This is a genomic window from Methanosarcina subterranea (assembly GCF_055385895.1).
In genome coordinates this window covers 2,883,838-2,907,621 of the sequence record NZ_AP042426.1, presented here as the reverse complement: position 1 = coordinate 2,907,621, position 23,784 = coordinate 2,883,838, and the positions used below count along the sequence as shown (strand labels likewise).

General features: G+C 39.1%; 19 protein-coding genes. 7 read left to right on the top strand and 12 right to left on the bottom strand.

All coding sequences use genetic code 11. The features are described from left to right. Positions 1 to 76: 76 nt before the first annotated feature. From ACZ5A8_RS12840 to ACZ5A8_RS12825, 4 genes are all read right to left on the bottom strand, one after another. Positions 77 to 370: an ArsR/SmtB family transcription factor gene (locus ACZ5A8_RS12840; protein ID WP_229390354.1), complete on the bottom strand. Its 294-nt coding sequence runs from the start codon at positions 368 to 370 to the stop codon at positions 77 to 79. Positions 371 to 443: 73 nt separating this feature from the next. Then, on the bottom strand, positions 444 to 671 hold the full coding sequence (locus ACZ5A8_RS12835; protein WP_416182797.1) for a hypothetical protein: 228 nt from the start codon (positions 669 to 671) through the stop codon (positions 444 to 446). A 271-nt stretch (positions 672 to 942) separates the two neighbouring features. Then, positions 943 to 1,422, bottom strand: coding sequence for a PepSY domain-containing protein (locus ACZ5A8_RS12830; RefSeq protein ID WP_464529494.1), 480 nt, complete (start codon positions 1,420 to 1,422; stop codon positions 943 to 945). Positions 1,423 to 1,564: 142 nt separating this feature from the next. Continuing rightward, complete coding sequence (locus tag ACZ5A8_RS12825; RefSeq protein ID WP_464529493.1) at positions 1,565 to 2,236, bottom strand: hypothetical protein; 672 nt, start codon at positions 2,234 to 2,236, stop codon at positions 1,565 to 1,567. Positions 2,237 to 2,899: 663 nt separating this feature from the next. Between ACZ5A8_RS12825 and ACZ5A8_RS12820 the strand changes: the two genes are divergently transcribed. Beyond that, complete coding sequence (locus tag ACZ5A8_RS12820) at positions 2,900 to 3,715, top strand: alkaline phosphatase family protein (protein WP_322223087.1); 816 nt, start codon at positions 2,900 to 2,902, stop codon at positions 3,713 to 3,715. A gap of 42 nt (positions 3,716 to 3,757) precedes the next feature. On the opposite strand, the gene ACZ5A8_RS12815 is transcribed toward ACZ5A8_RS12820, so the two are convergent. Then, on the bottom strand, positions 3,758 to 5,527 hold the full coding sequence (locus ACZ5A8_RS12815) for a PKD domain-containing protein (RefSeq protein ID WP_464529491.1): 1,770 nt from the start codon (positions 5,525 to 5,527) through the stop codon (positions 3,758 to 3,760). A 269-nt stretch (positions 5,528 to 5,796) separates the two neighbouring features. Continuing rightward, positions 5,797 to 5,985: a hypothetical protein gene (locus tag ACZ5A8_RS12810; RefSeq protein WP_464529490.1), complete on the bottom strand. Its 189-nt coding sequence runs from the start codon at positions 5,983 to 5,985 to the stop codon at positions 5,797 to 5,799. Between the two features lie 188 nt (positions 5,986 to 6,173). Here ACZ5A8_RS12810 and ACZ5A8_RS12805 point away from each other — a divergent pair, with 188 nt between their 5' ends. The 6 genes from ACZ5A8_RS12805 (at position 6,174) to ACZ5A8_RS12780 (ending at position 14,608) form a co-directional block, all read left to right on the top strand. Continuing rightward, positions 6,174 to 6,728, top strand: a complete 555-nt coding sequence (locus tag ACZ5A8_RS12805) for a helix-turn-helix domain-containing protein (RefSeq protein ID WP_464529488.1) — start codon at positions 6,174 to 6,176, stop codon at positions 6,726 to 6,728. Between the two features lie 191 nt (positions 6,729 to 6,919). Beyond that, positions 6,920 to 8,593 (top strand): AMP-binding protein, encoded by a 1,674-nt coding sequence (locus ACZ5A8_RS12800; protein WP_464529487.1) that lies wholly within the window; start codon positions 6,920 to 6,922, stop codon positions 8,591 to 8,593. Positions 8,594 to 8,908: 315 nt separating this feature from the next. Then, positions 8,909 to 9,157, top strand: a complete 249-nt coding sequence (locus tag ACZ5A8_RS12795) for a 4Fe-4S dicluster domain-containing protein (protein ID WP_229390362.1) — start codon at positions 8,909 to 8,911, stop codon at positions 9,155 to 9,157. Positions 9,158 to 9,179: 22 nt separating this feature from the next. Beyond that, complete coding sequence (locus ACZ5A8_RS12790; RefSeq protein ID WP_464529485.1) at positions 9,180 to 10,235, top strand: 3-methyl-2-oxobutanoate dehydrogenase subunit VorB; 1,056 nt, start codon at positions 9,180 to 9,182, stop codon at positions 10,233 to 10,235. Between the two features lie 2 nt (positions 10,236 to 10,237). Then, positions 10,238 to 11,683 (top strand): 2-oxoacid:acceptor oxidoreductase family protein, encoded by a 1,446-nt coding sequence (locus tag ACZ5A8_RS12785; protein WP_464529483.1) that lies wholly within the window; start codon positions 10,238 to 10,240, stop codon positions 11,681 to 11,683. A 1,806-nt stretch (positions 11,684 to 13,489) separates the two neighbouring features. Beyond that, positions 13,490 to 14,608 (top strand): cytochrome-c peroxidase, encoded by a 1,119-nt coding sequence (locus ACZ5A8_RS12780; RefSeq protein ID WP_464529482.1) that lies wholly within the window; start codon positions 13,490 to 13,492, stop codon positions 14,606 to 14,608. Positions 14,609 to 16,309: 1,701 nt separating this feature from the next. On the opposite strand, the gene ACZ5A8_RS12775 is transcribed toward ACZ5A8_RS12780, so the two are convergent. The 6 genes from ACZ5A8_RS12775 to ACZ5A8_RS12750 form a co-directional block, all read right to left on the bottom strand. Next, entirely contained in the window at positions 16,310 to 17,482 is a 1,173-nt protein-coding gene (locus tag ACZ5A8_RS12775) for a type III PLP-dependent enzyme (protein ID WP_229390366.1), read from the bottom strand. A 1,217-nt stretch (positions 17,483 to 18,699) separates the two neighbouring features. Then, on the bottom strand, positions 18,700 to 19,425 hold the full coding sequence (locus ACZ5A8_RS12770; protein ID WP_464534125.1) for an APC family permease: 726 nt from the start codon (positions 19,423 to 19,425) through the stop codon (positions 18,700 to 18,702). A gap of 297 nt (positions 19,426 to 19,722) precedes the next feature. Continuing rightward, on the bottom strand, positions 19,723 to 21,009 hold the full coding sequence (locus ACZ5A8_RS12765) for a transposase (RefSeq protein WP_464529292.1): 1,287 nt from the start codon (positions 21,007 to 21,009) through the stop codon (positions 19,723 to 19,725). A 91-nt stretch (positions 21,010 to 21,100) separates the two neighbouring features. Continuing rightward, positions 21,101 to 22,828 (bottom strand): tetratricopeptide repeat protein, encoded by a 1,728-nt coding sequence (locus tag ACZ5A8_RS12760; RefSeq protein WP_464529480.1) that lies wholly within the window; start codon positions 22,826 to 22,828, stop codon positions 21,101 to 21,103. After that, positions 22,828 to 23,253 (bottom strand): hypothetical protein, encoded by a 426-nt coding sequence (locus tag ACZ5A8_RS12755; protein WP_464529479.1) that lies wholly within the window; start codon positions 23,251 to 23,253, stop codon positions 22,828 to 22,830. Before ACZ5A8_RS12755 ends, ACZ5A8_RS12760 begins: the two co-directional genes overlap by 1 nt. A gap of 45 nt (positions 23,254 to 23,298) precedes the next feature. Beyond that, positions 23,299 to 23,748 carry a hypothetical protein gene (locus ACZ5A8_RS12750; protein WP_464529478.1) on the bottom strand — a complete coding sequence of 150 codons (450 nt, stop codon included), beginning with the start codon at positions 23,746 to 23,748 and terminating at the stop codon, positions 23,299 to 23,301. Between the last annotated feature and the right edge of the window lie 36 nt (positions 23,749 to 23,784).

Sequence of the window (23,784 nt, the reverse complement as noted above, 5' to 3'; positions counted from 1 at the left end):
GAATAAAGTAAGTCAATATCAAGAGGGGGCCAGTGTAACTGCTTTCAGCTAAGTTTAATGCAGATGTTTTGAAAATTCATTCGAAAAGCTTCTTTATATCATCCATTGAGAGAGAAACATCAAATTCTTTCAGCTTGAAAAACTTCTTTGCCCGCATATCATCGTCTTCGAGCCTGAGGTCGCTTTCAACAAATCCGGCTTTTTCCAGGCGTTTTAAATGCAGGTTTACTACCTGTCTCGAGAGGTCCAGATCCTTGGCGAGCTCGTATACATACCTCTCTCTCTCAGCCAGCAGGTAAAGTAGTTTTAGCCTTACGGGATGGGAGAGGGCTTCGCCAATTTCCACTATTTGCTGAAGTGATTTTTCCACCTGGTGCACCCTCATTATTATATAATTTCCTGATCTGGAATAATCCTGGAAGTCATTTCAAGGATATTAAGTTTCAGATTTCTTCCAGTTTGGATTTTATATCTTCAACTGTTTTTTTGATTTCTTCAATATCTTTTTCAATCTTAACAAGCCGCTCGTTATCTTTAGGAGCCGTGTAGCCTGCCCTATTAAGCATTATCATAACTACGCCTACAATGAGAAGGATAACAAGAAGGTTCAGGAGAAAGCCCCAGAAAGAGCCATACCCCATGCCGTACCCCATACCATTCAAACCATTCACCTCGCGAAAACCAGATTTTTATTTTATCCGTTTCTTATCCGTTTTGTTATCTGTTTTCTTATCCGTTTTCTTGATCCATTTTTCATACTTTTTTCCTTATTCTATCGATTCTCCTTAGATACTGATTTCAACCATAATTATAAAAAATGTCCGCTAGAAGGAGTCTAATATATAAAGATCAATATAAAAGGACGAAAAACTTAAGAAGCAACCTGAGGGGTTAAACCTGAGAGGTTAAAACAAATAAAAAAGAATGGTTTATGGTCGGAGTTTAGTTGCCATATCCCATACAGTATCCGGGGCCTCGAGCATATCCGGAACCACGGGCAAACCTGCCGCCTGTCTGAGGTCCTGCAGGAACGCTGTATCCGGTAAATACCTCACCGGTCACTGCATCAATTCTTGCCTGTGTGTAAACTCCGTCTTCATCCTCATAGTAAACAATCCACCAGCGGCTCATATGATATATGTCATCTTTGGAAACGTCATTATCAATTTCTGCCCTGGCTATTTCAAAAGCGTCATCTATGGTTTCAACTTCAAGTTCTACGGTTTCATCTGCGTTGTTGTAAGGGCAATAAGAGAAATTGCCTGCACTATACCCTGAGTCTGTATATCTGGCAGCCCACCTGTGCATGGGTCCAGAGCCGTAGTTCCTTGCATCATCCGAAGCAACTGCACTGACAACAAATGCCCCGAATGTGCCTATCAGCAGTAGGCCCAGGAGAATTGATATTATACTTTTCTTCATTTTTTCACCCTCAATTTTTTACTTTCTTTTCCCGATCTACCTGAATAGACCGTACTCGCACCATATGTAGTATAATCACTACATATGTAGTCTTTATCTGGATATATAATTTACGATCACTACTGCTATTTTTTCTTGAAATTTAGCGGTACTTCTCATTTAACCATCCAATGAGTGGCGGAATCCAGCAGAGATTTGCAGCAATAGTCTCAAGCGCTGTGAAGGTCTGTGTTGTAGGGCTGAAACCCATAATTCTTGCCCCAAGCAATCCGAGCGGAACAATTGTGATTACAAAAAGACTTGCCAGCATAACCGGGTGATGGACATATCTTAAAAAGCCGGCTCTCCATGACCCTTCGGCACGTTTGAGGAAGAGCATGCCTGAAATATTGGCTCCTATCTGATCACTGAGAGCATAGAAATATGGAATGTAGAAGCCTTCAACTCCATAAACATCGACCCCAGCCAGCCGGCTTCCGAGGTCGATTATCCAGGGGAAGGCAATCCCGAAGAACTTACCCCAGCCGTAGGCTTCTGCCATGCTCCCTTCAGCCTTCCTGAGGCGCTGGCGGATAGAAAAGACCCCTTCAAAAATGCTCTCCCCTTCCCCTGCAAGAGTCCTGACAAGCCACTGCCCCACAGGGCTCCGCTGGTAGCCCTGAAAGTCCAGAAAAATCCCTGCAAGAAGCCCTAAAACATATCCTGGAATTGTATACTTTATAAGTTCGGAGAACTCTTCGCCTTCTCCAGGAAACTCTCCCTCCGGGAATTTTTCAGGAGATTCTTCAGAAAACTCTTCATTTTTTACGCCCATTTTATTCTATCCTCAAACTTATTTTCTCCAATCCAGAGTATTTTGATATTCTCTTGTTAACCGATTGCTATTATTCCTTGATATCTAAAATGGTGCCTTGATAGTCATTTGTTTTGCGTCTCATTAGACTGTAATCTCTCTGTTAACCGGGAAAAAACAGCTCCCGAATGCGGTATTGTCCAGAAACAATCCTTCTGGTCCCGAAAGCCGTTATTGAATCCAACTTTATAAAGTGCCTTTGCCAGCCTATCTGGCAGCCTGCCAAAAAAAAGGAAATAAAATAGACATGAAAAAAGCTTGCAGAAAAAAACAAGCTCCTTGCTTTCTTCCTTTTCTTCTTTTTTATGGGAAAAGCCACTCTCCTTCATCGAACGTGACAGGAACGACTAAGTTTGGCGAATAAGGTTTTACCAGTCAGAAATAAGGTTGTACAAGTCCGAAATAAGGTTGTACGAGTCCGAAATATTTGTAATTTAGTCCTTTTTCAGGACTCTTAAGCAAAGCTCACTCTAAAATTCATAAATTAGTCCTCTTGAGCGAAACGGAGTGGAGTGAAAAGGACCGCGTACTCCCGGGGCGCAATTCGGGCGAGGCGCAATTCGGGCGAGGCACAATTCGGGAAACGAATATAAACTGTCATACCAGATAATACAAGGGAGAGATATGAAAGTTTTAGAATGCAGCACTATTGATATTGCGCCTACAATCTCGAGATTATTGAAAGTTCCTATGGTTCCGCCGTCAGGAAGGCCAATCCGTGAAGTCGAAAATTATGCAAAGGAAAGAGGCTGCAAAAGAGCAGTAATTATAGTAGTTGACAGCCTTGGCTACTCTCTTTATTGGCACCTTTCTCCGGTAATGAAAAATTTGCATGAAATTGTCGAAAAAGGTCTTTTGTTTAAGTGCAGATCTCCGGCAACTATCACGTCTCCTGCAATCGCTTCAATCTTTACGGGTTATCTCCCTGAAGAGCATAATATTTACTCAACAGCAGACATCTATGCCCAAACAGCGAAAGATTCTGAAAATCCAAGGCTGAAAAGCATCATGGAATGGGCTTACAGGGCAGGAATGAAAGCTTCGGCCGTGATAGAGTCCGAAGGAGCCGAGAGTTTTAGGGGTAGAATAAAAGATTTCTATGGGGTTCCTAACTCCGAAGATATACTTGATTATGACTGCCAGATAACAGAGTATGCTTTACATGCTCTCAGGGAAAAGCCCGATATCCTGTCCGTACATCTTAGAGCCCTTGACCGCTACTCCCACAGGGCAGAAACCTGGAAAGAAATGAAAAAAGCCGCAAAAGCCATCGATAAAAATCTTGAAGAGATCTTTCAAAATGCAGAAGAAGGTACAATTTTCTTTATATGCGGAGACCATGCTGTCCACGGTGGGAAAAAATGGTTAAAAAACGCCACGCACGAAGAAATCAAAAACCATGAAGATAACTGTGTTGCCCTGATCGTGGGTTGCTGTTGATAATGTCAGCTCCCTTTCTCAGGTTTTTTTCTTCACGGGACGTCATTTTCGTTTCCTTCCGCTTCTTTTCAGCATGGAAATCATGAAAACTATCCCGGCAAGTCCAATAAACGATGGAATCCATGGGGTGATTCTTTTCTCCATTCCAGGCAAGGAACCCTTTACAGATCCGGACAAGGAATTCCCTGCAGACCCGGGTAAGGGATCATCTACAAAATTTTCGATATCTTTCTGAACCTTGAGAGTTTCGTTTTCCAGGGAAAGTCTAGTTTCCATAAGAATCTTTGAGCTGGCAGTGGAAACAACGGAATCTTTTATAGATTCAAGTTCCTCTCTGTTGATAATCCTGGCACTACCTGTCTTCTCGCCTTCGATTTTAGAGTTTGATTCTGAGTTTCCAGTTGCTTTTGCATCAATAATACTATCGACATCTGTGGATTCACCAGTATTGCTGGTATACATTGTAATGGAGTTTTTTGTAATGGATTTTTTCAGACCACCTGTATTTTGTGTATTGGCAATAACTTCCGGGTCACCAATACTTTCTGTTGCATCTGTTCTATTCTCTTCTGCACTGGATATGTCGTTTTTATTTGAGATACTATCCACATTTGCAGAGTTTTCCGTTCCACCCGAACTCCCTGTATTGTCGGCAGCCTCAACCTCTCCCTTGCCAGCTTTCAGGACGGTTATGACTACAGATGTCGAAGAAGTTCCGTTTTCATTTGTAGCTTTAAGGGAGATAGTATAATTTCCGGGACAACAGAAAACATGCTCAGGTTCTGAACAGTAGGATGTCTTGCCGTCACCGAAGTTCCACGTAACGCAATCTGCATTCTCGGAAATATCAACAAATTTTATGACAAGGGGAACGTGTCCGCCTGTGGCGTTATAAATAAATTGAGCTTTAGGAAGTATAGGACCGGTCATTTCGGAGGTGTTTAGAACATATATGGTTATAGATGCTGAATCACTACCGTTCTTGTTGCTGGCAGTAAGAGAAACTACATACTCTCCCGCACTGGAATAAGTATGCACAGGATTTGGATAGCTTGAAACTTTTCCGTCCCCGAAGTCCCATAACCGAGACGTGGCATTTTTGGAAAAGTCCTTAAACCTGACAGAGAAAGGGGCATAGCCTTCTGTCACATCTGAAGTGAAACGCGCTCTGGGCAGTATCGGAGGAGCTGGAGCGTATTTCATTAAAGGCATGCAATCCATACTTCCGGTTTCAGAGTTAACGGCATATGCAGAATCCCCTATACCGTCTTCATTTTCATCCGTTCCTTCATAATCATTCCAATAATTGCCTGTACTCCCATTCCAGACGTTGAACTTATAGTCCCTGGCATTCTCTTCATTGTCGAAGTAATTGTCGTGGATTACGTTATTAGAAGAAGCCAGCAATTTGATACCACAGTCCAGGTTTGAATATATCATATTGTTACTCAACAGGTTATTTCTGGAGTTGAACAGGTAAATTCCTGCTTCCTGGTTTGAAATTTTGTTTCCGCTTATGGTGCAGTTTTCAGCATTATTAAGGAAAATTCCACATCTACCTTCAACTATCGAAAACCCGCTGACCTTTACATTACTGGCAACTATTTCAAAAATATAACTTCCCTGGGTCTCCCCCGAAACAAAGGTATCATCAGGATTCCCGGATACCGACTTTATAGTTATATTTTCTTTGTTAACGTGGATACTTTCATTAAATTTCCCAGGTTCTACAAGGATAATATCTCCAGGAAACGATTCGTCTACTGCATCCTGGATGGATTCCCCCGGCCAAACACGAAATTCCGACGCCATTCCAGTCTCAGAAACTGAAATCAAAATTAATATTGCCAGTAAAAAGCAGGTTCGCCTGAAAGTTTGCGTTTGTGCCATCTTAACCCCTATATAGATCCAGGAATTTACTTAATAAGTTTTTATAAGGAAAGGATATAAAATTGTTGGTTTAAAGAAATATTAGAAAAAAGAGATTAAAATTAAAATCAATAAAAAATTAAAGTGAATACAAAATCTAATCGGATAGAAGATGGCAAATAGTAATATATAAAGAATAACCTGTTTTTTGATTACACTAATGTATGAAAGTGTACATAGTTGCTTACTTCGGGATCAAAGTTTCCAGCATGATTAATGCTCTCATATTCATTCACACGCAAATCGGAAATCATCATTCTCTTTTTTCCATCTTTCCCATCTTTCCCACCTTTCCTGTCTTTTCGTATTTCTTTCCGTTTTTTCCCTTTCTTTTTACGCATTCTATTTTTCTTTAATACAAGTGCGTTTCAAAGTCTCTGAATGGTAATGTATATTAATTATAATTCTCAATGGTTCTGGAAGAATTTTTTTCTAACAGGTTCAGGTAAGCCTGGATGGAGCGCAAAGGTTTTTAAGTAAATATTCAAGTTAGGTTTCTTAAATGAATACAGCTGGAGAAGGTTTGATTATGCAGGAAAAAATAAAGGAAATTGCATCCCGCGTACGTGAACTGCGGGAGCTATCAGATATTTCTGTTGAAAAAATGGCAGAGTATCTTCAGGTCTCATCCGAAATCTACAAGAAATACGAAAGCGGAACAGAGGATATTCCGGCAAGTATACTTTTTGAAATTGCACACCGGCTGCAGGTAGATATGGCTACTCTTCTGACAGGAGAAGAGCCTCGCATGAACATTTTTACAGTTACAAGGGGCGGAAAAGGAGTAAGTGTTGAGAGGAGAATACAGTACAGGTATCAGAATCTGGCTGAAAAGTTTATTCATAAAAAAGCGGAGTTCTTCATTGTTACAGTCGAACCCAAACCTCAAGGAACAAAACCTGACACAAACTCCCATCCGGGTCAGGAATTCAATTATGTGCTTGAGGGAAGCCTGAAGGTCTACATCCATAATAATGAAATCACCCTTAATGAAGGAGACTCCATTTATTTTGATTCCAATTATGAACATGCCATGGAAGCCCTGGATGGAGAACCCGCTAAGTTCCTGGCAGTTATTTTGTAACCCGGATTAAATGCAACCCTGAGTAACCCATTCTTAATAACTCACGCAAACTCGCATAAAAAACTCGAATACAGGAAAAATTCGAAATAAAGGTAAAAAACTCTCAGAGTTTTTTAAAATTTAAATTCAGCCTCTTGAAGCCTGAATAAGTATAGGAATATAGAAAAATTCAAATAAAACGGGTGTCCAGAATGACTTCCTTGCTGAGCCAATTTGTTTCCAAAACCGATTTTGAATCCTATGAGGATTTCCAGGAAAACTTCAAAATCCTGGTCCCTGAAAATTTCAACTTTGCCTATGACGTGGTCGATGCCTATGCAAGAGATTCTCCTGAAAAACTTGCCATGGTCTGGTGTGATGATAACGGGGAAGAGAGGAGTTTTACTTTCAAAGACATGAAGTACTACAGCGATAAGGCTGCAAATTTCTTTGCAAAACACGGCATCGGAAAAGGCGACTATGTAATGCTTACCTTAAAGAGCCGTTACGAATTCTGGTACTGCATCCTGGGACTACACAAGCTCGGAGCAATAGCAGTGCCTGCAACTCACATGCTGAAAACCCGGGATATTGTATATAGAATTGAAAAAGCCGGGTTGAAGATGATTGTCTGCATTTCCGAAGATGACGTTCCGGAACAGGTAGATGAAGCCCATGCCGAATGTGGGGATATCCCTCTCAAAAAAGCCGTGGTAGGAGGAGAAGCCCGGGAAGGCTGGATTGATTTCAGAAAGGAACTTGAGGAAGTTCCCTCGATTTTCGAACGCCCCACAGGCGATGCTGCGACAAAGAATGAAGACATCTGCCTTGTCTATTTCTCCTCCGGAACCGCTGGTTTCCCAAAAATGGTAGAGCATGACAACACCTACCCCCTCGGACATATTCTCACTGCAAAATACTGGCAGAATGTGGAGGATGACGGGCTGCACTACACTGTTGCAGACAGCGGCTGGGGTAAATGCGTATGGGGTAAGCTTTACGGGCAGTGGATTGCCGGCTGCGCGGTTTTTGTCTACGATTATGACCGGTTTGAAGCCAAAAACATGCTTGAAAAAGCCTCCAGATATGGGGTTACGACCTTCTGCGCCCCGCCCACTATCTATCGCTTCCTGATAAAAGAGGACCTTACTCACTATAACTTCAGTACCCTGCAGTATGCAGTTGTTGCAGGCGAACCCCTGAACCCTGAGGTCTTTAATCGCTTCCTTGAGTTTACAGGGATTAAACTTATGGAAGGGTTCGGGCAGACTGAAACCGTTGTTACCATTGCGACTTTTCCCTGGATGGAACCCAAACCCGGGTCAATCGGAAGACCCACCCCTGGATATAAGATTGAACTCATGGACAGGGACGGCAGGCTCTGTGAGGTAGGAGAGGAAGGGGAAATCGTCATCAACACAAAGGACGAAAAACCAATAGGCCTCTTTGTCCACTATGGAAAAGACCCTGAAAGGACAGAAGAAACCTGGCATGACGGCTACTACCATACCGGAGATATGGCCTGGATGGATGAAGACGGGTACTTATGGTTTGTGGGAAGGGCTGACGATATCATCAAGACCTCAGGATACAAAGTTGGGCCCTTTGAAGTGGAAAGTGCCCTCATCCAGCACCCGGCTGTGCTCGAGTGTGCAATCACTGGAGTTCCCGACCCAGTCAGAGGCCAGGTCATCAAAGCCACCGTTGTGCTTACAAAAGACTATACTGCAAGCGATGCCATTAAGAAAGAGCTGCAGGAACATGTAAAAAATGTCACGGCTCCTTATAAGTATCCCAGAATTGTGGAATTCGTTCCCGAACTCCCGAAGACCATCAGCGGAAAAATCCGCAGGGTGGAGATCCGGGATAAAGATCAGACTCAGTAACAGGATTTTTAGAGTACTGTACCCAATCAAATATATCCGATCAAATCCGAAAAAGGAAAAAGAAAGGAAAGAGATAAGTACCTTAAACTTTTTCTGAAAAGTTTGCCTAAGGTATAGATAATTCGGATTTACTCTCAAAAGGATACTGTAATTCAAGAGATACTACAATTCAAGAAATACTATAGTTCAAGAAGAGAAGAGAATTCAAGAGCATATAAGGATTCAGAAAGCCCCTTAAAAATGATAGGCTCCTGTCTGCCATATAATACCGGCCGGAGAAAAACAGGGACTGGAAGAATAGCGTGAGGATTCTATATGGTAAAAAATGATAAAAAAGAACCGTACCCTGTTATTAATATTCTGGAATGCAAGGCATGTGGACGCTGTCTTCTTGCCTGCCCGAAGGAAGTGCTTTTCATGAGTGAGAGCCTGAACGCGCGGGGTTACCATTACATAGAGTATAAAGGAGAAGGCTGCTCAGGCTGTGCAAGCTGCTATTATACCTGCCCTGAGCCCCTGGCACTGGAAATCCATATTCCCCTGAAAGAGGAGGAAGCCGAATAAGGCAGGATAAGGAGGAAAAAAGATGGCAACACAACTCGTAAAAGGTAACTCCGCAGTAATCGTCGGCGCACTCTATGCCGGCTGTGACTGTTTCTTTGGATACCCCATTACTCCGGCAAGTGAGATCCTGCACGATGCTTCCAGTTACTTCCCGAAAATTGGCAGGAAATTTGTTCAGGCCGAGTCTGAGGAAGCTGCAATCAACATGGTCTATGGAGGGGCATCGGCCGGGCATAGGGTCATGACATCCTCTTCAGGTCCCGGAATTAGCCTGATGCAGGAGGGAGTTTCTTACCTTGCAGGTGCAGAACTTCCCTGTGTGCTTATAGATATCATGAGGGCAGGTCCAGGTCTTGGAAACATCGGGCCCGAGCAGGCAGACTACAACCAGGTCGTAAAAGGTGGAGGGCACGGAAATTACAGGGCCATTGTACTTGCTCCCAATTCAGTGCAGGAAATGTGTGACTTTACCATGAAAGCTTTTGATCTGGCTTTCAAATATAGGAACCCTGCAGTCGTGCTTGCTGACGGAGTGCTCGGGCAAATGATCGAGTCCCTGGAGTTCCCTGATAAAGCCCTTGCCCCGGAAACCGACACCAGCTGGGCGGTCAATGGGACAGCAGAAACCAGAGCCAATCTTATAACTTCAATCTTTCTGGACTTTAATGAACTCGGAAAGTTCAACGAGAAACTGCAGGCAAAATATGACATGATAAAGCAGAACGAGGTAGATTACGAAGAATACATGACCGGAGATGCCTCAATCGTGCTTGTTTCTTACGGCATAAGCAGCAGGATCTGCAGGTCAGCAGTGGATCTTGCCAGACAGGCAGGAATCAAAGTAGGGCTTTTCAGGCCAAAGACACTTTTCCCATTCCCTGAAGTGCAGTTGAAAACCCTTGCAGATAGGGGATGCTCTTTTATCTCTGTTGAGATGAGCAACGGGCAGATGATAGACGACATTAGACTTGCTATCAGCTGTTCACGGCCTGTGGAACTGGTAAACCGCATGGGAGGAAACCTGATCACCCTCGACCAGATTATGGACAAAATCAGAAAAGTTGCAGGGGAGGCATAAAAATGGCAGCAGAAATCACCAACGGAGAGAAGGTTATCAGAAAGCCAAAAGCCCTGTATGCGGACTATCCGCGCAAAGGAGGAGCAGCCTCAACTGCCACTCACTACTGCCCAGGCTGCGGACACGGGGTTTTGCACAAGCTTATCGCTGAAGCAATTGATGACCTCGGAATCCAGGACAGGACAGTTATGATCAGCCCTGTGGGCTGTGCAGTCTTTGCTTATTATTACTTTGACGCAGGCAATATCCAGGTAGCTCACGGCCGTGCCCCTGCAGTTGGGACAGGCGTCTCAAGGGCTGAAGAAAATGCTGTGGTTATCTCCTACCAGGGTGACGGAGACCTTGCTTCAATCGGCCTGAACGAGACTCTGCAGGCAGCAAATAGAGGAGAAAAACTGGCAGTCTTTTTCGTAAATAATACCGTGTACGGTATGACAGGCGGACAGATGGCTCCTACGACCCTTATAGGGGAAAAGACAACTACGACTCCTGAAGGCCGTGACCCCCGTTTTGCAGGCTACCCGCTGCACATGTGTGAACTCATATCCAACCTGAAAGCTCCTGTATTCATCGAAAGGGTTTCGGTTTCGGATATCTCTCATATAAGGAAAGCCAGAAAAGCTATCAGGAAAGCGATGGAGATCCAGCGCGATGGCAAAGGCTATGCCTTTGTGGAAGTCCTTGCCGCCTGCCCGACAAATTTGAGGATGGATGCCGAACAGGCTGTAAAGTTCATTAACGAAGAAATGGAATCGGAATTCCCGCTTAAGAACTTCAGGGATAACTCTGCAGAAGCAGAAATCCTTCACAGGGGCGTAAGCGACTTTACAACGGAAGCCCTGGAAAAACTTTACGGGATTGAATCCGGAGCTGAGGAAAAACCTTCCAGGACCGACTTTGCCCCGATCCAGACCAAGATTGCAGGTTTCGGAGGGCAGGGAGTCCTGAGCATGGGCATTATCCTTGCACAGGCAGGAGTAAAAGCAAACCTCAATGCTTCATGGTTCCCTTCATACGGCCCGGAACAGCGTGGAGGAACCTCGAACTGTTCGGTCGTGATTTCAGGTCAGTCCATAGGCTCTCCTACGGTCTATACCCCTGACATCCTTGTAGCCATGAATCGTCCTTCCCTTGAGAGGTTTGAAGGAGCGGTAAGAAAAGGAGGTTTTATCCTCTATGACTCGACCATAGGCGAAGTCGAGACTCCAGCAAGTGTAAAAGCCGTTGCGGTTCCGGCAACCGAAAAAGCCAAAGAAGCAGGCGATGAGAGAGCTGCAAATTCCTTTATGCTCGGTGCTTTGCTGGGGCTAAATGCAACCGGACTTGAAGAAGAAGCCTTCAAAGAAGCTCTTGCCGAAAATTTCGCAGGCAAACCCAAAGTCATTGAGTTCAATCAACAGGTGCTTGAAGCCGGTGCAAAATGGGCAAGAGAGAACTTTAAGGTATGAAATTAACTGGATTTCAGTATAAACCACAACAGGCGAAGGGAGAGGTTCTAACTCGCCTGTAAATACTTTTTTCAGACTTATCGATCTGGATTTTTAAAGAGCAGGCTTTTCCTTATATAAATATATTGAATTTATTGGAGACTATTTGTATTTTAATCTGACTCTTTTCATTTGACTTTTTTAACTTAATACTTAATCTTCCTGCCAACAATAAAGCCGAAGGAAACATTAAAATAGTTGTGAAAAGTCGTAATTTATGTAGAACGGCAAAACTCAATTCATCACCTCTCCAGCTTGACTTTGCCGTTCTTTAATCAACTTGTGTTGCATGCTTTTTTATCTTCTCTTTACACAGGGCAGAGTCTTAATAGCAGCCATAGCTGGAAAGTTGCAGCTGGAAAGTTGCAGCTGGAAAGTTGCAGCTGGAAAGTTGCAGCTGGAAAGTTGCAGCTGGAAAGCCCCATAGCTGAAATAAAGGATTGCTTACAGCTGCAGATGCACTAATTAAAGAAAATCAGAGATTTAGGAACGGTCATAAGGTTTATTTAAAATAAAGACATTATAAAAAAGAGTTAGGCTTACTGAAAATTAATTTGAAAGTAATTGTGTTTTGAGAATTAAGTTAAAAATCAATTATTAATTTAGAAGTAGATGGTAGGGTTCGAGTCCCTATTCTCGAGGTCCCTACCTGCGATCCAACCCTGGATTGAGAGGAAACCCTATTACTCTCAATCTACAAACTCATAATGGCATGGAAATATATATCATAACCGATTCAAAAAAGTTTTTGTAATCTTAAATTTATCTGAATTACATATTTTTATCGTCACTAAAACTTTTAATGGCATTAAAAGTTTTTCCATTAATAATTATTAATTTCAATGTATTAATTTAATTTATATCTACAAAGATCTCCTTAAATTGATTTACAATTTCTCCTGGAAAGTAACAAACCCAGAAACAGGACCTCAAGTGTGAGAACTTTTATTCTTAGACGTTTGGGTGAGAGGCAAACTCAGAGAATCTGTAATCTTTGAAGTAGCTTTTTTTGACATATTCGCCATGAATATCCGTTCAGCTAGATACAATAATCAGGTTAGTATAAACTAATGTGGAATGATAAGGTTTATTAAAAATAAAGACATTATAAAAAAGTGAGATCTAGTCTCAAAATTAGTTTAGAAGTAGATGGTAAGGTTCGAGTCCCTATTCTCGAGGTCCCTACCTGCGATCCAACCCTGGATTGAGAGGAAACCCTATTACTCTCAATCTACATTTGTTTTATAACGATCCGGTAATATATATCATAATCAACCCAAAAAACCTTTTTTAATTCAAATTTTCAAATTGACCATAATTTTTTGTTATGATTAAATTTTTAATCTCGTTAATAATTTTGATATAATTATATAAACAGGATTATTATATTATCTTTATTATACTATCTTTATAATTATTAAGTTTTTATACCAAGTCTTCGAGCCTAACTTATATTAGAATTTCCGATATTATTAAATAGGAAAAATATACTATTTAATATAGATTTTATATGGTCTGATCGCTGTGTCAGATCGCTGTGTCAGATCTATCTGGGGAATGAAGGAGCTTGAGGATTACCGATATTTTTTTAATTGCAGTTATAGTGTAAAGTTAGCACATGCTCTGGAACCGGTCGATATAATCAGTGCAAGAGCAAACCCGGGCAATAACTCCATGAAACTCATGATATAATAATAGAGAGTAAATCCTCATTCTCAGTGTTTTCTCCGAGAAATTTCTACGGAAATAACAAAAGAGGGATTTATATTGATTAAGATAACATGGGTTGGGATAACAACATTAATTTTAATGTTGTTTTTAACAGCATTAGCTGCAACTGCTTCAGCAGAAGAAGTTCAACTGAGTCCGGAAGAGGAACTAGGGAAACTTCTATACTTTGATACAGAGCTATCAACGCCCAGGGGGCAGTCCTGTGCAAGTTGCCATGATCCTGAATTTGGTTTTGCTGAGCCTCATCAAAATCTTCCCGTTTCACAGGGGGTACTGCCAAACATGTTCGGGAACCGAAACTCACCAAGTGCCGCATATGCGTCGTATAGCCCTGATTTCAGTTGTACATATGATGACGAGGGCCAGATACTCTATTCTGGAGGCCAGTTCTGGGACGGCAGGGCAGACAATCTGATCGAGCAGGCGAAAGGCCCATTCCTGAACCCTCTGGAAATGCATAACCCAAATAAAATAACTGTAATCCAGAACATCCGGATTTCAAACTATGCAGGTCTCTTTGAAGAAGTCTACGGACCGGGTGCCCTGGATAATGTAGATACAGCTTATGATTATACAGCTGAAGCGATTGCAGCTTACGAAAGTTCTGCAGAAGTAAATAAGTTCAGTTCCAGATACGATAAATATCTTGCAGGAGAGTATACCCTATCAGAAGAAGAAAAATTGGGACTTGATCTATTTAATGAAAAGGCCCTATGTTCAGAGTGCCATTCAAGCAGTGGGAATGAACCTGTATTTACGGACTTCACGTATGACAACCTGGGTGTGCCTAGAAATCCAGATAACCTGTTTTATAGTTTGCCAAAAGCATTCAACCCTCAAAAGAGTGCATATATAGACCTTGGGCTGGGTGGAAACCGCCGTACTGAGATAGTTACTCCAGAGAATGAAGAGGGAAAAATGAAAGTCCCTACTCTGCGAAACATTGGAAAAACGGCCCCTTATACGCATAATGGATATTTCGATAATCTCGAAGAACTTGTACACTTCTATAATACGAGAGATGTGGAGTCAGAGGAATGGCCATCTCCTGAAGTTGCTGCAAACGTTAATACTGAAGAACTGGGCAACCTCGAACTTAGTGATGCCGAAGAAAAAGCAATTGTTGCCTTCTTGATGACGCTAGATGATGAGTAATCAGAAAAAGTATATGTAGAACGGCTGGAACGGCATAATTTGCATTATTAGTTCTTGCCTTTGCTAAAAAGTGAGTTACATAGCCTTCCTTACATATGTCCTGCAAAAATAAAAGAAAATATTCCTATATAATTTACTTTAAAGGAAATAATTCCTGAAGGAAGTAATTCCTGAAGGAAACAAGCAGGCTCGAGGAATTTTCATAATTTAGCCAATTTTCTATCCCAGATCAGAACGGTTTTGTCGAGCCTGAACATAATTTTTTGTATTTTACCTGTCCCTTATCTGTGTAAAGTTATATTAAAGCATTAAGGCATCTGAAAGAAACAAACTCCAGGATTATTGACTAAATTCAAATTGAATATGCTAACTATTGGATTATCCAGCACCTCTGTTGTCAAGTACGTCTAATGCACCTGAATTTTATAATATGATAGCAATCATAACCTTTATCTAACTTCGGAGCATTATAAAAAAGAATTGACAATATATAAAAATAATTGAAAAGTAAATGTTCGATAAAAGACATTTTTTAATAAAATAGGAAATAATAGTTAAAGGATAATTAATGTTAAAAGATGATTATTTGATCCAGAAGTAATTGGTAGGGTTCGAGTCCCTATTCTCGAAGTCCCTACCTGCGATCCAACCCTGGACTGAGAGGAAACCCTATTACTCTCAATCTACATTTGTTTTATAATCAGGTGGACATATATATCATAACCGATTAAAAAAATCCGTTATGAAATGTTTTTTTGAATCTGTTAAAAATTTCTATCACGAACAAATTTTCAACAGCGTAAAAAATGGGTAAATATCTCTTGCTTAAACAGGGCAAATATCTTTTACTTAAGTAGAATGATATTTATTTTTCTCGAAAACTCTTTGTTTTAGCTATAATTTAATATGTTTAACTGAATGCCATATTGTATCCAGCTGATATTGTATTTTATCTTCACTGTGATTAATACAATTAAATATGGAAATTTATACTGCCATTATCAGACATGAGGAATATTCTTTTTTATTTTTTAATCAGGAAATATAAAATTGACAGAGCAGATATCGAGACAGGTAATTTTAATATCCTGGCAAAAAAGAATTCATATATACATCACATGGATTTCATGGACATAACATACAATAAATGTAGGAATTTAGTAATTTAGAAACGGTTATAAGGTTTATTTAAAATAAAGACATTATACAAAAAAGTAGGTCTTACTTAAAATTAATTTGAAAGTAATTACGTTTTGAGAATTAAGTTAAAAATCAATTATTAATTTAGAAGTAGATGGTAGGGTTCGAGTCCCTATTCTCGAGGCCCCTACCTGCGATCCAACCCTGGATTGAGAGGAAACCCTATTACTCTCAATCTACATTTGTTTTATAACGATCCGGTAATATATATCATAATCGACCCAAAAAACCTATTTTAATTCAAATTTTCAAATTGACCATACTTTTTTGTTATGATCAAATTTTCAATCCCGTTAATAATTTTAATGTAAATATAATAAAAAAGTATTTTTGCAAATAATTTTGCAAACATAATTTAAAGAGTTTGCATTCTTTTATAGCCACATTGCAGTTTATTTAATTACTTAGTTTATTTAATTACTTTAATCTAGCAGCCTGTTTTCACATAAACGGTTCCCGACTTGCTCTGAAAAGTTAAAAAACAGAAAGGGCAGATGCCCTTCAGATAATGTAGGATTTGAGAGGAGGAAAACCGTTAAAATTCACGGAACTATAACTCTGGGTGTAAGCTCCGGTTGTGAAGATATATACACGATTGCCTTCTCTCATTGTATGGGGAAAGGAATACTTATGGTGCTCATAAAGGATGTCCATGCTGTCGCACGTGGGACCTGCAAGGATGACCTCTTCTGCACAGCCTTTTTTATCACAGAAAATCGGGTATTTTATGCACTCGTCAAGGGTTTCTATAAGCCCGCCGAACTTTCCAATATCTAGATAGACCCATTTGTACTGGTTAAACCTGGCTTTTTTAGAGATCATAACAACTTCGCTTACGATTATGCCGGCATCGGCGACCAGAGACCGACCTGGCTCGATAAGGATTTCAGGAAGTTCTTCTCCGAAGTCATCATGTAGAAAGCGGCGGATTTCCCGGGCATATGTCTCAAGGTCATGGGCCTGAGCCTGGTATTTTGCAGGAAAACCCCCACCAAGGTTGATCATTTTCAGCCGGATTCCTTTTTCAGCCACTGCTTCAAAAAGATATTTGCACTTGGAAATTGCATTGTCCCATTGCCCGATATCCCTTTGCTGGGAACCTACGTGAAAAGAAAGTCCATAAGGCTCAAGCCCAAGCTTTTCGGCTTTTAGAATCAATTTGTATATCAGGTCAGGGTGGGAGCCGAATTTTCTGGAAAGTGGCCAGTCAGCGCCGTCACTTTCTGTAAGGATCCTGAAAAAAACCCTGGAACCCGGAGCTCTTCTTGACAGCTTCTTTAAATCACTCTCAGAATCCGTAACAAAGAGCCTTACCCCGTTCTCATAGGCATAAGCTATGTCCATTTCTTTTTTGATCGTATTGCCGTAACTTATCCTCTCAGGCTCTACCCCGAGCCTTAGCAGTTGATCAAGTTCGTAGACCGTTGCCACATCAAAACTGGAACCTTTTTTCTTCAGGGCAAGCACTACTTTATCCATAGGATTAGCCTTAACAGCATAATGAATTTTTGCAAAAGGCATGTGCTCTACCAGTTCGTCGTAACTTCGCTCTATCTTTTGAAGATCAACGATCAAAAACGGTGTTTCTTTATCCCGCGAGAATTTTTTAATTTTATTAAACTCTTCTCTTGAAATGTAATCTTCCAGCGGGAACTCATAAGGCTCTTTTCTCATATCTACTCCCTTTTTTAACCTGATTAATTGGTAACCAAAACGAATGATAGTTTTGATTTATATTTAGGTAGTTCTGTTTATAAATTTTTAGTACATCACGGATTTATTTTAATGGGGGAATTTATAATTAATAATATAGATAATCCCTGAAATAAAACGAATCAAATAGGGTTTTATGTATATAAAATTAATTCTTGTTGAATATCAAGATCCAAAAACAACTAAAATCCAAAAATATTCAATATAAATCGTCTGATTTTAAAAAAAAGTTTAATTAGGCTTTTTTAAGCTATTAAGGATTTATATTAGCTCTTTTTTCTCATTAAAAGCACTAAAAGCTAATATATTGCCATAGAAAGTTCCAGAAACGTTAATCTGCCCCTAAAAAATACAGATGCCGTTTAAACCTGAAAAAAGGGCTTTAGTATAGAATAAAGCTAAAGAGCCGTTTTTTAGTGAATAAATGCAAATCAGGGGGTTTTTAGATATCTATAACATTTGTAAGGTCGTAAAAAGCCAGATCTTTAATTAGCTTACATGCTGTTTTTTGAACTTACTCTCTAAATAATCTTTATGCTAGTGCAGAATTAATTGTAAGAAAGCTGCAATGAAAAGTAACTTACTAAACCCTAGATTAAGATTCGCCCTAGTTGCGCCACCCTAGTTTCGCTTCCCTAGTTTCTCTTCGGGATCACAGGAAATCAGAGATTTCCTGGGAGTTGCACTGCAAGTGCAACAGCACGAGGTCCTCTTCGCCTCGAATTACGCTTGGGGAGTACGCGGTCCTTTTCGCTCCACTTTGTTTCCTCAAGAGAACTAATTTATAGACTAATTTATAGATTAACAGCAGTGAGCTTTGCTCAGGAGGACTAAATTTGAGCGTAGATCGTAATGACTGAATGAAGGTACTTTTCAAGTCCTCCGCTACTTTTATCAAGTCTTTTTTCTTTTCTCTTTTGATGTGCTACCAGACAGGCTGGCGTAGGACTCTATAATCTATGAATTGAAATAAGACTCGGATTATGAGAAATATTGAACTGTTTCGGATAAGCGGGTATTGAAGACCCTTTTCCATATTTTTTTATCCGGGCAGAACCGGTTGCAGGTTCTTGTAAAGGGAAAATAAAGCCGGAAAATGGTATCTTGTATGTCTGAATAAACCATCAAGTAACTGAGAATTATCAGTTATTCGGAAAGTTATTTAGAGCTCAAATAGATCAGATACCTGAGGCTTCAGCAGGCTTTTTTCTTGTTCTGAGCAGCACTATAAGTATGCCTATTGCTACAAGGGAAAAACCGTAAACCATGATTTCCATGCTGATCTGAGAAAAAAGAAAAACAGCGGATAAGGCGCCAAGAGATGGAAAAAGGGGCAAACGGCCGATGCTAAAGGGAACCCTGAAAGGTCGTTCTCTTCCGGGGTCAGTATAACGGAGTTTTATAAGGGAGATATTGACCATAAAAAAGACAATAAAGATCATAAAATTCGCAATATTTGCTACGATTGTTATGTCTCCCAGAAGGGCAAAAAGGCTTGAAACGCATGCAATTCCAAAAATTGCAGTCCAGGGAGTCTGGAAACGGGGGTGTACGCTTGAAAGTGCTTTAGGAAGCGAACCTGCATCTGCCATACCGTAGACGATTCTCGACCCTCCAAGCATAACCACAAGTACGGTATTCATTGTGGAAAAAAGAGCAATCCAGGACAGGAGGACAAAAGCGTCATTTCCAAAGGCAACAGCTGCGACGTCTGCGAGTGGGACTTCCGAGACTCCAAGGGCCTTGAAATCAAGCACGCTCACAGCAGCTACAGCCACGCAAATATATAGGAAAACAGTGACTGATATGGCAATAAGCAGGGCTTTGGGAGTTGTTTTCTCTGCATCTTTTGTTTCTTGGGAAAGCCTTACAATATCCTCAAAACCGAGAAACGCAAAAAATATCAGGGCAGAAGACTCAAATACCCCTGTAAGATCAGGAGCTTCAAAATAATTTACCGTTCCAAAGTAAGGGAGCCCAGCGTAAATAAGAGTCTTTTTAATTTTTTATGGTTCTTCTCCAATTTTAAAAAAACAATTGAATTTCACCCAAATCCCTTAACATTTTTCCTCATTTTGGAAAAGTCGCTCCACTAATATCTAGATTTTGTACATCAATTTCTTATTTTTGCCATAATTATTCGATAGCTACCGCTGTAAAGCTGCAGATTAAAACTGAAAGTTTCCATTTACTCTTTACTTTTATCCATACTGGAATCTTGCCCTCATTAAGGGTGAGAATCCTTTCCATTTACCAGTACTGAAACACCGTTTGTTGAAATAAGTAAATAAATTGTAACAAAAATTAGTTAGGCCACTATCGGTTTTAAATGATCTTGCTTTGTCTACGATATCACCTATCAAAGAAAATATCTGTTCCATTGTATTATCTGTCTCAGGTGTAAACCCTTTTTTCAAGAAGCTTACATTTTTCTTGAAAATCTCTTCTGCATAAGAAATCGCTTTCTGAGACGCTTTTGAAAGTTCCAGATTAGAGTAGAATTCTCGTATCTTTTGAATACATACAACAGCACTGATGACCGTATCAGAACGTATCAACTGATATATTTCATTGGACACAACCTTATCATTATCTGGAATATCTTCAACAGAGTTGAATTCTTCATAGTATCTCTTGCTAACGTTTTTTAATTGATGAAACACACAAAAGGAGTGAGCTACTTCAGGGAAGACACTCTTTACAGCTCCAATGATTGCTTTATCTTCATCAGAAACAATTTTTTGTATTTTGCCTTCAGGAAATCGGTTTTTTATTCGTCTGAAAAGAGGAATCAGAGCTTCAATCGTTGGTAATCTGTCAGTTACCTCAAAATCCAAAACTACCTTTTCTTTAGTAGCAATAACGTAAACAGATTGATATCGCATTTTTTTCCATTCTTTTTCTGTAAGCTTTCTTCCAATCAACTCTTCAAGTCTCTTTTTCCAGCCTTTTTTGATCCAATCCCCATCAACATACAATGTTTCATCAAAGCCAATCTCTTGATCTAAAAGTTCTTGCTTTGAAAGTTCTGCATGTTTCTGTTCATATAACCATAATGAAGTTGCACAAGGAGCTCTACCACAGAAGGCTGTCAAGCCTTCTGTATATGTTTCTCCAATTTGCCGAGAATTGTGTAGACTGCATCGTCCATCATATCTAACATTCATTTGTTTATCATAATATTCAGAACTGTAATTTGCAGAACCAGGAACACCAATAATCTGATCATGAAAAGGTTTCTTACAAACAGGACAAAACCAGTATGTAACATTGAGAGCTATAGTGCCGTGACTTGATAAAATAAAACGAGTGTAGTGAGAGTTCACATGTAACTTATTGCCACAATCAGCACAATGAGTAGGAGATAATACGGAAAACATAGGATAGTATCGATTTCCAACCAAAACTTTTGGCAAAGGAATCATTATTTTACCGTCAACTACCGTTTTTATCATTGACTTATCTATTGCGACATTTCCTTTTCCCATAAATAGAAAATTTATCTCAATATAATTAAAATTTTATTGTTTTGCATGATTTATGGAGAAAATATGAAGACCAGAAAATAATAAAAAGTCTCTAAATTTTAGGATTAAACTTCGCAGTTTCTAGAGATTTGAGGTAATATTCGTATTTATTATCCTGTTTCGCTGCAATGTCTCCAAGTAATAAATATACTTTCCTAAGCAATTCATAATTCTGATCTTTTTGGGCATCGAATGCGACTGATTTTGCTCTAATTTCAGCTTCAAATAAATTATTATTCTCATAAAGAGTTCTTGCATATTCGAATATTGTTTTTTGCAATTCAAAGGAAGCACCCAGCTTCATAAGAATTTCTATTGACTTTAGGAAGTGTCTCTCTGACTCCTCCATGTTTCCTTTTTTGGAGGCAATTATTCCAAGACATCTACCAATAGTTGATTCCTGAAAAAGGGCTCCCATACTCTTTGAAAGCTCAAAAGCATTAAGATAGTTTTTTTCTGCTAATTCAAGGCTATTTATTTCTGCTTTCTCTTCAGCTATATATTTACTTAAATACATGTCCCCAAATTTTTCGAAGATGCTAATCTCTTGAGGTCTTGCTCCAACATCTTTAATAATATTCATTGATTCGTTAAGAAAATTTAAGGCATCAATATACCTATCCTCAAGTATTGATAATTCCCCCAAATTTTTAAGCATTGGAGTTGTCAATATAGGGGCAAGTTTTTCTGCTATTTTGAGAGAATCTTCAAGATACTTTTTTGCATTGTCCCAATTACCACTTTTGATGTTTAGTTCGCCAAGACTATTGTAAGAATTTAAAATTCCTTGTTTGTCTCCAAGTTCTTCTCTTATTTTCAAACTTTTTTCATATATTTCCAGTGCTTTATCCCATTTGCCTTTATTTTTATACCACTCAGCAAAGCTATTATAAGAATTTGCAATTCCTTGCTTATCCCCAAGTCCTTCTTTTATTTTTATGCTTTTTTCATACAGTTCCAGTGCTTTATCCCATTCGCCTTTATTATAGTATATGACACCAAGATTATTGTAAGAACCTGAAATTCCTTGTTTATCTCCAAGTTCTTCTTCTATTCTCAAACATTTTTCATATAACTCGAACGCTTTATCCCACTCACCTTTATTTTCATATAAGTTTCCGAGGCTTTTATAAGAACTTGCAATTCCTTTCTTATCTCTAATTTCTTCTTGTATTTTCAAACTTTTTTTGAATAATTCCAGTGCTTTATCCCATTCACCTTTATCACTATATAAAACCCCTAAGCTAACATAAGAATTTGCAATTACTTTCTTATCTCTGAGGTCTTCTCTAATTTTCAAGCTTTTTTCATACAGTTCCAGTGCTTTATCCCATTCGCCTTTATCATGGTGCCAAACGCCAAGATTTTTATAAGAACTTGCAATTCCTTTCTTATCTCTAATTTCTTCCCTTATTTTTAGACTTCTTTCAAAAAAGTTCAGACTCTTATCTAGTTCACCTTTTTTTCCATATGTACTTCCGAAGTTATTGTAAACAATTGCAATTCCTTTCTTATCTTTAAGTTCTTCTTTTATTTTCAAACTTTTTTCGTATAATTCCAGCGCTTTATCCCACTCACCTTTGTCACTATACAAATTTCCGAGGTTAACATAAGAAAGTGAAATTCCTTTCTTATCTCCGAGTTCATCTTGTATCTTCATACTTTTTTCATAAAGTTCGAGAGCCCTATCCCATTCTCCTATATTATGCAATTTAATGGCATTCTCTTGAAAATTTTTTGCTTGTTGTAATCTCCTAGAGTTCACTCTTCGAAATACCATTAAATTTCCCTCTCATGTTCCTTTTTAGCAGATTTAGGCTGTTTATTCCATTCTTCTTTAATAACTTCTTCTTTTGGAGTTAAGTCATTAAGCGCAAGGTTAATTTCTTCCATAAACTGATCGATATCTTTGGGTATAGGTATGATAAGATTTTTCATATCTTCCGGAATATTTATCGCGCCTTCACATTCTGGATAGCCTATAACAGGTAATCCTTTACCCATTACATATCCGAGTTCCCAGGAGCTAACATAATCCGTTATTTCATTAGTATTAACTACATAGATACTACTACCTTCACGTTTATCAATTGTAGATTTGGAAGATAATAAATCATTATGCTTAGATATACATTTTACTAAAGTATTTGATGAAGTAGGTATCCTGTCATTTATATATTCTTGAATATTTGTGTTCTCGAGCAAAAGATTCCTACAGGACAATATTATATAATATGTTCCCATTGCTTTTTACACCAGAATTTCCCTTAAAGTTTTCACATTATTTTTAGAAATACTTTGCAGATAAATTGCATTATTTTTAATTTCAATAAATTCTGCACTTTTTAACAAATCCTTTAAAGCTCTTGGAGTAATATCTGCGAAAGACTGAATATTTTTATCAAGGTCTGATTTCATTTTTAATAGCCTTTGTAAATCAATCCCTTCAAGGTATATGAGACTACCATGATTGTAAACAATTTGGTCTAAAATCTTTGAAGAAGAAATTAATTGTTTTTTACTATTATCAATCCCTATTTTTTCACTCTCATTAACAGCTTCAATAATAGCAATACAAGATAAAAAAAGAGGATAATATAAAGTAGCCTTCTTCTTATTATTTATATCAAAATATCGAAAAATGAGTGAAGATATAGAACCAATTAATCCGGAACCTATGATAATACTTAGGAATAACAAATATATAATTTAAAGTATTTTTATTGTCATATAATA